This window comes from Erysipelothrix urinaevulpis, from assembly GCF_009828835.1.
GTDB lineage: Bacteria > Bacillota_I > Bacilli_A > Erysipelotrichales > Erysipelotrichaceae > Erysipelothrix > Erysipelothrix urinaevulpis.
The window spans coordinates 1-14,023 of record NZ_WTTB01000006.1; the positions used below are offsets into that span (position 1 = coordinate 1).

The 14,023-nt window shown below is 34.6% G+C and carries 17 protein-coding genes; 16 read left to right on the top strand and 1 reads right to left on the bottom strand.

Going from position 1 to position 14,023, the window contains the following annotated elements:
- Positions 1-216: 216 nt before the first annotated feature.
- From GVV10_RS07190 to GVV10_RS07235, 10 genes are all read left to right on the top strand, one after another.
- Positions 217-513 (top strand): ArsR/SmtB family transcription factor, encoded by a 297-nt coding sequence (locus GVV10_RS07190; protein ID WP_201290016.1) that lies wholly within the window; start codon positions 217-219, stop codon positions 511-513.
- On the top strand, positions 495-1,664 hold the full coding sequence (locus tag GVV10_RS07195) for an MFS transporter (protein ID WP_159521155.1): 1,170 nt from the start codon (positions 495-497) through the stop codon (positions 1,662-1,664). Before GVV10_RS07190 ends, GVV10_RS07195 begins: the two co-directional genes overlap by 19 nt.
- 23 nt (positions 1,665-1,687) lie before the next feature.
- Positions 1,688-2,788, top strand: a complete 1,101-nt coding sequence (locus GVV10_RS07200; RefSeq protein WP_159521157.1) for an ABC transporter ATP-binding protein — start codon at positions 1,688-1,690, stop codon at positions 2,786-2,788.
- Complete coding sequence (locus GVV10_RS07205) at positions 2,778-3,632, top strand: ABC transporter permease (RefSeq protein ID WP_159521159.1); 855 nt, start codon at positions 2,778-2,780, stop codon at positions 3,630-3,632. Before GVV10_RS07200 ends, GVV10_RS07205 begins: the two co-directional genes overlap by 11 nt.
- Positions 3,622-4,404 carry an ABC transporter permease gene (locus GVV10_RS07210; protein WP_159521161.1) on the top strand — a complete coding sequence of 261 codons (783 nt, stop codon included), beginning with the start codon at positions 3,622-3,624 and terminating at the stop codon, positions 4,402-4,404. Before GVV10_RS07205 ends, GVV10_RS07210 begins: the two co-directional genes overlap by 11 nt.
- Positions 4,405-5,451: an ABC transporter substrate-binding protein gene (locus GVV10_RS07215; protein WP_159521163.1), complete on the top strand. Its 1,047-nt coding sequence runs from the start codon at positions 4,405-4,407 to the stop codon at positions 5,449-5,451. It abuts the gene before it with no gap.
- On the top strand, positions 5,451-5,858 hold the full coding sequence (locus tag GVV10_RS07220; protein WP_159521165.1) for an arsenate reductase/protein-tyrosine-phosphatase family protein: 408 nt from the start codon (positions 5,451-5,453) through the stop codon (positions 5,856-5,858). The genes GVV10_RS07215 and GVV10_RS07220 overlap by 1 nt, the downstream gene beginning before the upstream one ends.
- Positions 5,859-6,075: 217 nt before the next feature.
- A complete protein-coding gene (locus tag GVV10_RS07225; protein ID WP_159521167.1) occupies positions 6,076-6,633 on the top strand; it encodes a hypothetical protein in 558 nt (185 codons plus the stop codon).
- Positions 6,634-6,652: 19 nt separating this feature from the next.
- The gene (locus GVV10_RS07230) at positions 6,653-7,480 is read left to right on the top strand and encodes a hypothetical protein (protein WP_159521169.1); all 828 of its coding nucleotides are present in this window, start codon (positions 6,653-6,655) and stop codon (positions 7,478-7,480) included.
- Positions 7,473-7,982, top strand: coding sequence for a signal peptidase I (locus GVV10_RS07235; protein ID WP_159521171.1), 510 nt, complete (start codon positions 7,473-7,475; stop codon positions 7,980-7,982). Before GVV10_RS07230 ends, GVV10_RS07235 begins: the two co-directional genes overlap by 8 nt.
- 35 nt (positions 7,983-8,017) lie before the next feature.
- Here GVV10_RS07235 and GVV10_RS07240 read toward each other — a convergent pair whose 3' ends face one another.
- Positions 8,018-8,884 (bottom strand): DegV family protein, encoded by an 867-nt coding sequence (locus GVV10_RS07240; RefSeq protein WP_159521174.1) that lies wholly within the window; start codon positions 8,882-8,884, stop codon positions 8,018-8,020.
- Positions 8,885-9,168: 284 nt separating this feature from the next.
- Here GVV10_RS07240 and GVV10_RS07245 point away from each other — a divergent pair, with 284 nt between their 5' ends.
- From GVV10_RS07245 to GVV10_RS07270, 6 genes are all read left to right on the top strand, one after another.
- Complete coding sequence (locus GVV10_RS07245; protein ID WP_159521176.1) at positions 9,169-10,383, top strand: ABC transporter ATP-binding protein; 1,215 nt, start codon at positions 9,169-9,171, stop codon at positions 10,381-10,383.
- On the top strand, positions 10,383-11,030 hold the full coding sequence (locus tag GVV10_RS07250; protein ID WP_236261881.1) for an ABC transporter permease: 648 nt from the start codon (positions 10,383-10,385) through the stop codon (positions 11,028-11,030). Before GVV10_RS07245 ends, GVV10_RS07250 begins: the two co-directional genes overlap by 1 nt.
- Positions 11,027-12,013: an osmoprotectant ABC transporter substrate-binding protein gene (locus GVV10_RS07255; RefSeq protein WP_201290017.1), complete on the top strand. Its 987-nt coding sequence runs from the start codon at positions 11,027-11,029 to the stop codon at positions 12,011-12,013. Before GVV10_RS07250 ends, GVV10_RS07255 begins: the two co-directional genes overlap by 4 nt.
- Positions 12,013-12,645, top strand: a complete 633-nt coding sequence (locus GVV10_RS07260; RefSeq protein WP_159521178.1) for an ABC transporter permease — start codon at positions 12,013-12,015, stop codon at positions 12,643-12,645. Before GVV10_RS07255 ends, GVV10_RS07260 begins: the two co-directional genes overlap by 1 nt.
- A gap of 294 nt (positions 12,646-12,939) precedes the next feature.
- Positions 12,940-13,680, top strand: a complete 741-nt coding sequence (locus tag GVV10_RS07265) for a class I SAM-dependent methyltransferase (protein ID WP_159521180.1) — start codon at positions 12,940-12,942, stop codon at positions 13,678-13,680.
- Between the two features lies 1 nt (position 13,681).
- Positions 13,682-14,014, top strand: coding sequence for a tRNA-binding protein (locus GVV10_RS07270; RefSeq protein ID WP_159521182.1), 333 nt, complete (start codon positions 13,682-13,684; stop codon positions 14,012-14,014).
- Positions 14,015-14,023 lie beyond the last annotated feature (9 nt).

Genomic DNA, 14,023 nt, shown 5'->3' on the forward strand with positions numbered 1-14,023 from the left:
ACGTTCTTCTATGGTAATATGTTTATAGCTCATGACGTTTCCTCCTGGTTGTATCGACAAATACATTTTACCACGAGACCGTTATGAGTCTTTTTTATTAGTGTTGCACTTAATATACTAATTTATCATTTAAAAATCTATATTGACAAATGGCGATATGGATAGTAAACTTTTCATATAGATAAAAATCGAAATGGAGTGATTGTATTGAGCAATGTGCAAAAGTTTAAAGCACTAGCAGACGATACACGTGTAGAAATTATTAACATGCTAACAACCTGTAATCTTTGTGCGTGTCAATTGTTAGATCATTTTCATATAAGTCAAGCGACGTTGTCCTATCATATGAAAATATTGCAAGAAGCTAAATTAGTGACAGGCTATAAGGATGGCTATTGGACACGGTATCATTTAAATGTGGAAGAGTTTTCAAGTATATCGACTTGGATTGATGCAGTATCAGTGGTTAAAGAACGAAAGAGTCCTCTCATTCAATGTCAAAAAAGAGATTAAATATCAAACACAAAGAGTATTTTCTTTTGGCGTTGTTATCGTTAACCTTGTCCACAGCGGTTGGCTTTGTTCCAATTATTTATGAACTTGGTCAGGTTTATCCAAGGCATGTTAATGACCTTCATTTAACCTTAACCTTGCCGCCACTTTTTATGACATTATCCGCGATTTTGGTGGCAAGATTAGACCACTACATTAAGAAAAAAGATATGCTAATAGGAAGCTATCTCTTAATTGGCTTATCAGGTTTACTGCCTCTTTTATTTAAAAGTTTTAATGCGTTATTGATATCAAGAGCTTGTTTGGGAATTGGACTTGGTTTATTAAATCCAATTGTCAGCAGCTACCCCTATCTTGCTTTTGATAAAAAAACAATCAACAAAGCAGAGGGTGTTTATGCAAGTTTTTCAAGTTTAGGAGCTGTTCTATTTACATTTTTAGCCGTCATGACCTTGAAAAAAAGCATTAACTTAACCTTAGCGCTTCCATTGCTTAATTTAATTTGTCTAGGGCCAATCATTTTGATTTACCCTTCAATAGAAGTTGAATCATCCAACACACCACGTCAAAAATTGAGTCGAAATTTGAGTCATTATTTAATGTTTATTTTGGTAACAATCATCTTAACCATTACATTGCCATTAAATTTATCGCTTTTAAACCAAGAAAAAAATCTCTTAAGTTTATCAACGTTGGCTTTAATCACGAGTGTGAATGCAATGATTGGATTTGTTGTTGGATTTTTATATCCGAAATTAAAAGAGAAATTAGGGTCTAAACTTCTTGTACTAGCACTGGTTATGACGGCAGTGAGTTTGTTAAGCTTGGCATGGATTCAAAATGTACCCTTATTCTTTGGGATGGCAATGGTGTTTGGTTTTGGGACTAGTGTGATTAATCCTTATTTTGTCTCAATGATCAATGAACGATCAGATCAAAATTCTGTGCTTAAAGGCATGAGTGCAATGATGGTTGTGATGAGTATAGGGCAATTTATTTCTCCGTTTCTTATCAACCCTATCTCAAACTTACTTGGGAATGATATTGCAAACCGTTTTATTGTTTCAGGAACTTTGATGATGCTTTTGAGTATCATGACATATATAAGCACAAGAATAGCGTTGAAAGGAAGTTTCGACTATTATGATTAGGACGACTTGGTGGAGGTATTAATATGAAAGAAGTTTTATTATCAATAAAAAATGTTGATAAATACTATGGTGATTTTAAAGCCTTGGATAATTTATCACTTGATGTGTATAAAGGGGAATTTTTAACATTATTGGGTCCTTCAGGATGTGGAAAAACAACGATTTTAAGATCAATTGCTGGATTTGAAACAATTAGTTCAGGGGGAATTGAATTAGAAGGTCAGTCAATTATGAATCTTCCGCCAGAAAAAAGAAGCGTTAATACAGTTTTTCAAAATTATGCACTGTTTCCGCATTTAACGGTGTATGAAAATATTATTTATGGTCCTAAAATGCAAGGAACAATTCCTAAAGAAAAACATAAGGAAGCAGTTTTTGATGTTTTAGAATTAGTACAAATGACAGGTTATGAAGATCGTAATGTATCACAATTATCAGGTGGACAAAAACAAAGAATTGCGATTGCTCGAGCACTCATCAATAAACCAGATATTTTGTTACTTGATGAGCCTTTGGGAGCCCTTGATCAAAAATTAAGAAAGCACATGCAATTAGAACTTTCACGAATACAAAAAGAAAGCAAGACAACTTTTATCTATGTTACTCATGATCAAGAAGAAGCACTCAATATGTCAGATCGCTTAGCCATCATGAATAAAGGGGTCATTCAACAAATCGGTAACCCTAAAGAAGTTTACAATGATCCAAGCAATTTGTTTGTTGCTGATTTTATTGGAGAAAGAAATCTAGTTCATGTTGATGTTTCGGATTTCAAAGACAATAAAGCATTGGTTTATTTAAATAAGTCACCAGTATGGGTTGATTGTCATCGTGGTTGTTCCAAATCGCACGCTCTAAAGAATGAGGTCATTTTAGCAGTTCATTCTGATAAAATGTCGATCAAATGTGATCAAAGTGAGGGATCGTTTCCAGCTCAAGTTCTTTCAAGTCGCTATACTGGATCGCAAGTTAGGACTGAAATTTTAGTCAATGATCAAACGATGATGGTAATAGAGTATGGAATTCAAGATTGTCGTTATGAAGAAAATGATGAAGTCTATGTAACGTGGGGAAAAGATTCAGCGGTTATCTTACCCAAAGGGCGTGATACCGATGAAGGATAAACATGATAAATATTTGTCGTATCCCATTCTATTATGGATGGGCGTCTTAGTTTTTATTCCATTACTCATGGTGATAATTCTTAGTTTCTTGAGTCGAGATTCCTTGGGAAATATTCAGTTTTCATTCACCTTGGATAATTATCGAAAAGTCTTAAGTCCGACCTATATGAAAGTATTCTGGAATTCGTTTAAATTAGCAATCTTAACTGCAATCATTTCAATTATTCTAGCTTATCCTGTCGCATATTTCACGGCCCGTTTGGACAAAAAATGGAAAAGAGTATCATTAGTATTGGTCATGATTCCTTTTTGGACATCCAGTTTGATGAGGACGTATGGTTGGGTTATTTTGCTTGGTAATTCCGGAATAATTAATACAGTTCTTTTAAATTTAGGTATTATTCAAACACCGATTCAAATGATGTATAAATTTTCAACTGTATTAATTGGAACAGTTTATATGTTGATTCCGTTTATGATTATTTCAATCTTTAATTCAGTGGACAAATTGGATCAGTCCTTGCTTGAAGCTTCCTATGATTTAGGTGCTGGTAAAGTAAAAACGTTTATAAACGTAACCTTACCTCTAACATTATCAGGGGTATTGAGAGGCTTTACGCTTGTCTTTATTCCAGCACTAGGTTTGTATTTTGTTTCGGATTTATTGGGTGGTGGTCAAACTATTTATCTCGCTAATCTAATAAATAACCAAGTTACAAAGGGAAGAAATAGACCACAAGCTGCTGCCTTAGCTATTGGAATGATTCTCCTGGTCGCAATCGTATTACTTGGATATAACCACCTAAATAAACGTTGGCAGGGGGTTAGTGCAGATGAAAAATAACCGTGGAAGTAAAGTGTATCTCAGTTTGTTTTTTACAATCCTCTATATTCCGATTTTAGCTGTTTTGATTTTTTCGTTTAATGCGAGTGCATCGACAGCATCTTGGACAGGATTTAGTTTAACATGGTACAAAGAATTGTTTAATGATCGGGTTATTATGGAGTCTCTTATTCTTAGTTTGCAAGTGGGTGTTTTAACGGCAGTTTTTTCAGCAGTTGTTGGAACGTATGCGGCAGTTATTTCTTTATTTCAAACTAAACGAAGAGGAAAAACAATTGAGGGCATGATGTTTCTTCCGTTGTTGGTTCCAGAATTAGCCTTAGGAATTTCATTGTTGATTTTATTCACATTTTTAAATGTACCCTTAGGTCGCTTGACCTTAATTATTGCTCATTCATTATTTACAGTGCCATATGTTTATATTATGGTTCGATTGAGGTTACAAGAAATCGATCGCTCAATCTTAGAAGCATCTCGTGATCTTGGGGCAACAAAATGGGAAATGGTCAAAACAATCGTTCTTCCCTTAGTCTATCCGGCAATCTTAACAGCATCCTTGTTATCGCTTGCGATGTCATTGGATGATGTGGTGATTTCAACGTATGTTTCAGGAACTCAAAGTACATTGCCAGTCCATGTGTTTTCAATGATGAGAGTGGGGGTTACACCAAAAATAAATGCATTGTGTACAGCTATATTACTGATGACATTTACGATTTTAGGTTTAGCACAAATTGATTTTAAGAAAGATAAAAAAAGAGAGGTAAAATAGATGAAGAAAATAGGAATTAGTTTACTCGTAGTATTAATGCTTACAGCATGTTCACCAAGTAAGAAAGCAGAGGATGCCATTAACTTGATGACCTGGGGTGGAGATTTTATTCCACGAGAAGTGATCAATGCATTTGAAGAAGAAAGTGGCATCAAGGTTAATTACAAGGAAGTTGCATCAAATGAGGATATGCAATCACTTTTAGAAACCAGTGGCGCACAATATGACCTTGCAGTTGTAACGGATTATATGGTTGATATTTTGCGACAAAATGACAACATTCTTCAACTAGACCATAGTAAATTAGGGAACCTAGAGAATATTAACCCTAATTACCAAAATAATTACTATGATGAAAAGAATGAATATTCAATTCCATACGCAATATCGACAGCATTATTGCTCGTTAATCCTAAAGAAGTTCAAAACAAAGGTGCTAAACCAATCACAAGCTATGATGATCTATGGCAATCAGAATTAAACGATTCGCTTGTTATGATTGATGGTGCAGTCGAAGTCATGGGAATTGTATCAAAAGCGCTCGGACAAGAGGTTAATAGTGCTGATAAAAACGATATTGAGAATGTGAAAAACAAACTTTTCGAGCTTAGACCAAACATTCATCGATTTGAAACCAATACACCAGAAGATTCATTGTTGAATAAAGAAGCTGTTGCAGGCTTTATGTATTCAAATCAAATCTACAAAGCATTGGAAGCAAATCAAGACCTTGAAGCAGTGTTTGCAACTGAAGGAACACCGATTTATATCGATTCATTTGTCATGTCTAAACAAGCACCAAACCCTGAAGGGACCTATAAATTTTTGAACTACATGATGCAACCGGAAGTTGCCGCTAAAATTGCGGAAATTACCAAATTCACAACAGCTAATAAAAATGCGGTTGATCACTTAGCACCAGAACTTAAAGAAAACCCAATTCTAAATCTTAGTGATGAAGTCTCTGCAAAGACATTTTTCTATACAAATCAAGCAGCAATTTTAGAAGATTATGATTTTATCTATTCGGAGTTTAAATTACAATAATGAGTCACTTACCAAGCGTTGCCTTTGTTTGTGTTCATAATTCATGTCGATCACAAATGGCTGAAGCAATCGCAAAATTAAAGTATCGCGATAGTATGAGTGCCTATTCTGCTGGAACAGATTTGAGCCGTGGAATTAATCAAGATGCAATTAGACTAATAAAGAAGATATATGATTATGACCTAGCTCAAGAACAAAGCAACACACACATCAACGACTTAGATTCAATTGATATTGTTATTACGATGGGGTGCAACGTATCATGTCCAAGTTTACAATCAACTTACCGTTTTGATTGGGGTCTTGATGATCCAAGTGGACAAGGAGATAAAGAGTTTCAAACAACCATTGAAATGATTGAAGAAAAGTTAAGGGACTTAAATAAATTTATTCAAGAAAATTATTAAAAAAAAGTTGGTCATCACAAAAGACCAACTTTTTTTTTGAAAATGAAACAAAAGTGATCAACACGTGAAATGAACTTAAGACACGACGGAATGATAATCCTTATCAAGAATTTCCCATAAAAGAAAAACTTGATAGTCAAAAGGATTGTGTATAAATATCGCTCTATGATATTATTCAATTTGTCGAAAAGAAGAAAACAAAGAGGAGACATAGAAGATGAAGAACGAAAAACGAATTACTTTAGTGTCATTAACAATCTTGGCACTTTTATTAACAGGATTTACTTGGGCATACTGGAATAATGCAAATATTAACGAAGCGGTTTTATCAGCGCACAGTAATACCATTCAAGTGGGTGAAGGTTCAACAACAGAAATTACAACAACTGTTAACCTTACAGATAATAATAAATCACTCCCATTAGTACCAACAAAATATGTGGATGCTGATTCAACAAGCGAAATTGTACTAAAATTTGATGCAAAATGGGCAACAGATAGCAAAACAATTGATGGTGCTAAAGGGTTGCTTAATGTTAGCGGTTTAAAGATGCATGTTGAAGGATTCACTGAAGAAGAATTAAAAGAAATGTTCAGTGTTGAAATTGTTAAAGGACAACAAGAGATGACATTGAAAGGGACAGAAGCAACAGCTAAAGATGCTGTCCAATTAAAAATTGTTTTCCATACAGAACCAAAAAACAAAGAAATCTATGACAAAATTGAATTAAAGCCAATGAAAGTAAGCTTTAATGTCGATGTTAACGAACAATAATTAAATAAAGAGGTGTGAGATGAAAAAAATCTTAACGATCACAATCATAACGTTAATGTTTGCTTTATCAGCAACAACGAGTTATGCATATTGGAACGGTGGTAAACTTTCATTACCACCTCTTTTATCTGTTCAGCACACCATAAAAATTGGTCAGTGGAAAAAACCGGTGTCGAATGAACATCCGATTGGTACAGCAGATCCATTTGACATTGGAAAACTGGGTGGTATAGACGTTGTCTTTAAAGATGGTGTTTATTACTTGGTCTATGATCATGACATGGGAGGCGCGAGTATGAACTCGCCTTGGGTAAATCCTTTAAAGCCTTATGGTCTTGATTACTTAAGGAATACTTATTATCATTATGAAAATAAACCTTCAATGGTTCGTTATCAAAATAAAATTTATATTGCAAGACATGGTGGAGCACCCAATGACATTCCTAATGATAAAGAATATCAGGCATGGGGATTAATTGGATCCGTTTCTGTTTTAACGTGGAATTCTCAAGGTTTAACCTTTAAGGGAGAACCTTATAAAGTAGGGACAACCGTAATGTATAATGACAAATTATATATAAGAAACAATTTCAACACAGAAAAAAATCCGATTCCAGGTACAGATATGGGCTGGAATTTATATAATGATTTATATTTTGATCAATATACGGTATATAAAAGCTTTGATTGGAAATATGTTAAAAATATGAAACCAGTTATCGCAGCTCCTGATAAGAACGGTGAGATGCGTTTGTTTAAACTAATGAAAGAAACCAACTACATTAATGGTCGATTAGTTAAGCCAACTGAGGATAATAGTGTTTGGAGTCCATATCCTTATGAATAAAAGTAGAAGAAATAGTCTCTTTTATGTCATCATGATTGTGGTGAGTTTGATTATAGGGACAATGATGTTTTTACCTAAAATCGCGGGTCGCATTAATCCTTTTAAAACAATGGTTGTTGTAAGTGAAAGTATGGAACCTGTAATCAATCGGAATGATTTAATTGTGGTAAAAAGCGTTAAGGATTATGAAGTGGGGGATATCATTACTTTTTCTTATGATATTAACAACGATGGTCACGATGATTTAATCACGCATTATCTTGCAGAACGGGATGGCGATACGATTAAAACAAAATCGAATAAAGGTTCAAGTTTAGATCATTGGGAAATTAAAGAGCATCATATTGTAGGCAAAGTCGTTAATGTGATACCAAAACTAGGGTATGTGTTAATCCCTTTATTCAAATATGCTGTTCCCATTTTATTCATTGCCTTGATTTTAGTTTTGTTATGTATTGTGAAAGTGTACCGAGAATACCAAATAATAAAGACCAAAGAATAAATTTTCTTTGGTCTTTATTTAATGATGAAGAAGACTTAGTCTTCTTTTTTCTTTAATTTAGGGCACCATTGTATGGCGATAGTACCTAAACCAGCATGGGTTGCGACAGCGGCTGGCAAATTGATAATATAAGTTTCAAATTCTCCCATTTTGTCACTGACGTAGTCTTTGAATTTTTCAAGTGTTTCCATGCCTTCACTTTCTAATAAATAAAGATCGTGGGTGAAGGGGTCAACCTTGTGTTTAATAAAATCATCGACAAGTGCCTTAAATGCTCGACGGTCTGTACGCGCGATGGTTAAAACCTCAATGGATTCTGCTTTATTTTCTAAATGTAGGACAGGCTTTACTCTTAGCATGTTCGCAATTCTAGAAGCAGTCTTTGACATTCTACCACTTAGAACCACTTGATCTAAGGTTTTTGGATAAATATAAGATACTTGATTATCAAAGATAGAGTGCAGTGTGTTTGAAATATTTTCGATGCTTTCATGGTCTTGCATACTTCGAATTGCTTTCACACCTTGTTGGACTGGGCCGGTAATTGAGTAAGTATTAATAACTTCGAAATTGCTAAGGCCTGCTTCGGCTGCAGCATGATTAAAGGCGTTAAATGATCCAGATAACGCTGTACCAATGCTAAGGACAAAGGTATAATCATAATCTTTCTCTTTAATGTCTTCAAATATTTCAATCATTGTACCAATACTTGGTTGAGAGGTGGTTAAAAGTTGGTGTTCTCTCAGTAAGTTATTGACCTCTTCTTTAGTAATTGTTACTTGGTCGATATAAGAAACATTGTTATGAGTAATTGTTAGTGGGGCAATATAGACATCATAGTCTTCAATTTGATCTTGAGTAAATGAAACGGATGAGTCTAAAACTATAGCGATTTTTTTCATAAGGTCACATTTGCAAGTTACTTGCAATTCCTTTCTAAAATCATTATATCAAATAACCTTGAGAAAATATCAATAAACTCATATAAGATTAAAATATTGTATATTACACTGATCAAAAAGTAGGGCTTGATTGTTGTTGTAGTATGGCTGTTCTTTTGCATAAATTTCTACATTTGTTATAATAGTCAAGTAACGTTGTTTTTGAATCAGGCTAAAGATGAAGATGAAAAGCATGATGTTTTGTGCTTTTTTTTATATAAGAAAACAAGTTAGAAGGAGATTGAATGATAGAATTTAAAAATGTTTCGAAAAGTTATGTAAAAGGAAAAAAAGCGGTTGACTCGATGAACCTTACCATCGACAAAGGGGAATTTGTTTGTTTTATTGGTACATCAGGTAGTGGTAAAACGACAAGTATGAGAATGATTAACCGCATGGAAAGTCCCAGTGAAGGACAAATATTAATTAATGATGTCGATATTAATGAAATAGATGCAGTACAATTACGACGCAAGATTGGTTATGTGATTCAACAGATTGGTTTAATGCCTCACATGACAATTTATGAAAATATTGTAATGGTACCCAAGTTATTAAAATGGCCTGAAGAAAAAATGAGAGAAACAGCAAAGGATCTAATGAAAAGAATTAACTTATCAGAAGATTACTTAGATGCCTACCCTGATGAGTTGAGTGGTGGTATGCAGCAACGAGTTGGAGTTATTCGTGCATTAGCGGCTGATCAAGAGATTGTCTTGATGGATGAGCCCTTTGGTGCACTTGATCCAATTACCAGGGAGTCTTTGCAACATTTAATTAAACGACTCCAAAAAGAAATGAATAAAACAATTGTTTTTGTTACGCATGATATGGATGAAGCGCTGACACTTGCTGATAAGATTGTTGTTATGAGTGAAGGTAAAGTAATTCAAGAAGGGACACCTAAAGATATCTTAACCAATGCGGCTAACGAATTTGTTGAAGAGTTGATTGGTGAAGATCGCTTGAGTCAAGCAGGCTTTGAATTTGAAACGGTTGAGAAGATTATGCTTAAAAATCCGATCAAGATTAATGAAAATGAACCGATTACTAATTTAGCCAAGCTGATGCGTGAAACAAAAGTTGATGATATTTTAGTTGTCGATGATGAGAATAATTTAAAAGGACGGGTCGATCTCTATACCTTGTCTGTGAATCGTGGAAAATATCAGTATGTTCATGAGATTATGAAAAAAGTAACGTATGTTGTGAATACAACAAGTATTCGAGATGGTATTTACTATATCCATGACTTAGGTTATCGGAACTTGACGGTCGTTGATGACGATGGAAAATTAAAAGGTATGGTCACTCGAGGGTCGATTGTTTCTGAAGTGTATGATGTGTTTTGGAAAGAATATGAACCACAAGAAGAATTTGATGCTTCGTTTGAAACAGACGAAATTGTTCAAGCGGCAAGTGATGTTGTTCAAAATGGTGATAGTAAGGAGCAAGCATAATGGCTTTCTTACAAGAATACTCTGGACAGTTATTGACTAAAATAACTGAGCATTTTATGTTGAGTATGACAGCGTTACTCTTAGGGATTTTAGTTGCGATTCCACTGGGATTATTAATTTCAAAAAATAAAAAACTATCTAAAATTATGATTGCGATTTCTTCGGTGTTACAAACGATTCCGTCGTTAGCACTCTTAGCGATCATGGTTCCAATTTTTGGTGTTGGTAAACTTCCAGCAGTTTTAGCGTTGTTTATTTATTCACTATTACCGATTCTTAGAAATACTGTCTTAGGGATGGAATCGGTGGGTGATGACATTATTGATGCTGCGAAAGGAATGGGAATGACTCAAACGCAAATAATATTTAAAGTTCAGGTTCCTTTAGCATTACAGGTTATTATGACTGGTGTTCGTTTATCGTCAATTTATGTTATTGCTTGGACTAGTTTGGCTGCTTATATTGGTGCTGGTGGTTTGGGTGATTTTATATTTAATGGTTTAAATAACTTTGCGATTGACATGATTATTGCAGGGACAGTGCCAATTACTGTGATGGCACTAATGATGGATTTAATCTTTGATAAAGTTGAAACCCAATTAATTAAAAACTATGGTCGACCAGTTAGAAATGAGGGTGTATCATGAAAAAGATTAAAAAAATGATGATGATTTTAACATTGACACTCACGCTAACTGCTTGTAATTTACCTGGCCTAGGTGCAAGTACAAAGAGTAATGATATTGTCATTGCGGGTGGAAATACAACTGAACGACAAATCCTAGCAGAAATATCATTGCAAATGGTGACCCATTATCTTCCTGAAGTTAAAACAGATATTATTAATAATCTGGGGTCGACATTATTAGTTCTTCAATCACTGACAGGAAAAGATAGTAATATTTCAGGCGCAATGTACACTGGAACATCATTAACTGGAGAGTTAGGTCAAGAGCCGCTTAAAGACCCTGAACTTGCCTTAGAAAAGGTTGTGAAGGGGTATTACGATAAATATGACATGATTTGGTTTCCAAGCTATGGTTTTGAGAATAGTTATGCTTTCATGGTGAGAGAAGACTTTGCTCAAGAACATAATATTACAACCGTGAGTGATTTAGAAAACTTATCGCCGTCATTAAGAGCAGGAGTAGATACTGCATGGATGAATCGCCAAGGGGATGGATATGTTGACTTCAAACAATTATATGGGTTTGATTTCAAAGATGTCTTGCCTATGGAAATAGGTTTAGTCTATGATGCAGTGGCATCCAAAGAAATGGATATTGTCTTAGGTTATTCAACAGATGGTCGAATTCAAGCGAATAAGTTAAGAGTGTTAGTTGATGATAAACAACTCTTTCCACCCTATGATGCAAGTCCAGTTCTCACAAAAGATTTGATACAGACCTATCCTGAACTAGAACAAATATTCTTAAAACTATCAGGAGAGATTGACAGTGATACAATGCAAAAACTCAATCGACGATCTGATGAGATGAAAATTGAACCACAGGTCATTGCCACTGAGTTTTTAGAAGAACATCAATACTTTGAAAATAAACCAGAAGAAAACCTTGCTGATTTAAAGAACTACACAGAGATTGCGAAAGACTTGAAAGGAGAGCAATAATGAGTGAATTACTACAATATTATTTAACGAATGGCTCTTATGTTTTCCAACAGTTCATTCGACATTTCTTAATGTCAGTCTATGGAGTCTTGTTTGCAAGTTTGATTGGAATACCATTAGCGTTCTATATAAGTAAACGAAGAACATTATCGAAGTGGGTGATTTCACTGGCAAACATTATTCAAACCATCCCTTCACTTGCCATGTTATCAATTCTAATGGTCGTTATGGGATTAGGACCTAATACGGTTGTCGCAACTATCTTCCTTTATTCTCTTTTACCAATCATCAGTAATACCTATGCTGGTATTCATCAAGTTGAAGATGGCTTACTGGATGTTGCGAAAGGAATGGGAATGACGCGTCATCAAGTGATACTTAAAGTAGAATTACCATTATCAATATCCATGATCTTAGGAGGAATTCGAAATGCTTTAGTTGTTGCAATAGGAATTGCAGCAATTGGAACATTTGTTGGAGCAGGAGGACTTGGGGATATTATTTCCCGAGGAATTAATGTCTCTGATGGCTCAGCTATTATTTGGGCAGGGGCATTACCCACTGCACTCATGGCTGTCGTTGTTGATTTGCTTTTAGGAAAAATTGAAGAAAAGTTAGTTTATACTAAATAATAGAAAAGCTGTATTGAAGAAAGTTTCCTTCGATACAGCTTTTTATAACGTTAGATTTTATGGTATGATTGAAATACAAAAGAAAAAGGATCCTTACGGATCCCAGTGTCAACTAATGACTTCACGCAAAGCGTGATAACTAAGCTAATGCTTGATTTTAACACGTACTGTTCATTTAATTGAAAAATGGTATAAAAACGATTGATTAGTATTAAAGACCTTGATGAGGTCTTTTCTTTTAGTTCGTAAACAGAGTATGATAAAATGTATTAAAGGAAACAAGGAGGTTTGATGATGATGTATGGATCATTGAGTACGTTATACTATCAGAATAGTAAAAAAGTTGGACAGTCTTTGGGTGGTGATTTGGAGTTCTATCTATCACAATTAAAGAAAGGTGAACGAGTTCTTGAAGCAGGTGTTGGGACTGGACGATTGTTGATTCCAATGCTTCAAGCAGGTTTGACAGTGGATGGCATTGATTTATCTGCTGAAATGTTGGGTGTATGTCGTGAAAATTGTGTTGAAGCTGGGGTTGAGCCTCTTTTGATTCAAGGGGACCTAGTTGAGATATCCTTTGATGCACTCTATGATAAAATTATTATTCCAACAGGAACATTCTGTTTGTTTAATGACATTGAAGCTGTTTTAAAGAATTTATCGGATTCATTGGTTGAGGGTGGAACATTAATTTTTGATATTCTCTATCCCACACATATTGAAGTAGGCAAGACATTTGAGGATCGTCTTGATTTAGAGGATGGGAGTTATATTGAGCTAAAGAATTATCACAAAGACTTACATTTTAACTATATTCGTAGTGTTGAATCATTAGAATATACTCATATTAAAGATGGTGTTGAGTTGGGAAGTGAACGTGAAGAATTAGTTTTAAATTATTATGATTTTAGTGAGATTAGGTATATGTTGGATCGTCATGGTTTTAAAGATATTAAATTATTAAAGGACTATCAAGATGAAGTGACGGTTTATGATCATGAAGCATTAATAACCGTTGTGGCAGTGAAAGGATAATATGGAAGCAAAATTTGAGGATTTTTTAAATTTAGATATACGTTTAGGAAAAATATTAACTGCAGAGTTGCGTGAAGATTTTCGTCGCCCTGCCTATGTCATGGAGATTGATTTTGGTGAGGAAATTGGTATTAAAAAGTCAAGTGCTCAAATAACTGAGCGATATGATGAGGAAGCGTTGCTTGGTCATCATGTTTTAGCAATACTTAATTTCCCTGATAAACAAATTAAGAATGTAATGTCGGAATGTTTGGTTCTTGGTGTATTAAGTGAGGGTGGCGTATCACTCATTCGTCCGGATCATGATTTACCATTAGGGTCAAAGTTGGCTTAGGAGGGTATC

Bases quoted from the DNA above. Each gene is read 5' to 3' on its own strand.
- GVV10_RS07195 (WP_159521155.1), top strand. From the start codon at position 495: ATGTCAAAAAAGAGATTAAATATCAAACACAAAGAGTATTTTCTTTTG.
- GVV10_RS07200 (WP_159521157.1), top strand. From the start codon at position 1,688: ATGAAAGAAGTTTTATTATCAATAAAAAATGTTGATAAATACTATGGT.
- GVV10_RS07205 (WP_159521159.1), top strand. From the start codon at position 2,778: ATGAAGGATAAACATGATAAATATTTGTCGTATCCCATTCTATTATGG.
- GVV10_RS07210 (WP_159521161.1), top strand. From the start codon at position 3,622: ATGAAAAATAACCGTGGAAGTAAAGTGTATCTCAGTTTGTTTTTTACA.
- GVV10_RS07215 (WP_159521163.1), top strand. From the start codon at position 4,405: ATGAAGAAAATAGGAATTAGTTTACTCGTAGTATTAATGCTTACAGCA.
- GVV10_RS07220 (WP_159521165.1), top strand. From the start codon at position 5,451: ATGAGTCACTTACCAAGCGTTGCCTTTGTTTGTGTTCATAATTCATGT.
- GVV10_RS07225 (WP_159521167.1), top strand. From the start codon at position 6,076: ATGAAGAACGAAAAACGAATTACTTTAGTGTCATTAACAATCTTGGCA.
- GVV10_RS07230 (WP_159521169.1), top strand. From the start codon at position 6,653: ATGAAAAAAATCTTAACGATCACAATCATAACGTTAATGTTTGCTTTA.
- GVV10_RS07235 (WP_159521171.1), top strand. From the start codon at position 7,473: ATGAATAAAAGTAGAAGAAATAGTCTCTTTTATGTCATCATGATTGTG.
- GVV10_RS07240 (WP_159521174.1), bottom strand. From the start codon at position 8,884: ATGAAAAAAATCGCTATAGTTTTAGACTCATCCGTTTCATTTACTCAA.
- GVV10_RS07245 (WP_159521176.1), top strand. From the start codon at position 9,169: ATGATAGAATTTAAAAATGTTTCGAAAAGTTATGTAAAAGGAAAAAAA.
- GVV10_RS07250 (WP_236261881.1), top strand. From the start codon at position 10,383: ATGGCTTTCTTACAAGAATACTCTGGACAGTTATTGACTAAAATAACT.
- GVV10_RS07255 (WP_201290017.1), top strand. From the start codon at position 11,027: ATGAAAAAGATTAAAAAAATGATGATGATTTTAACATTGACACTCACG.
- GVV10_RS07260 (WP_159521178.1), top strand. From the start codon at position 12,013: ATGAGTGAATTACTACAATATTATTTAACGAATGGCTCTTATGTTTTC.
- GVV10_RS07265 (WP_159521180.1), top strand. From the start codon at position 12,940: ATGATGTATGGATCATTGAGTACGTTATACTATCAGAATAGTAAAAAA.
- GVV10_RS07270 (WP_159521182.1), top strand. From the start codon at position 13,682: ATGGAAGCAAAATTTGAGGATTTTTTAAATTTAGATATACGTTTAGGA.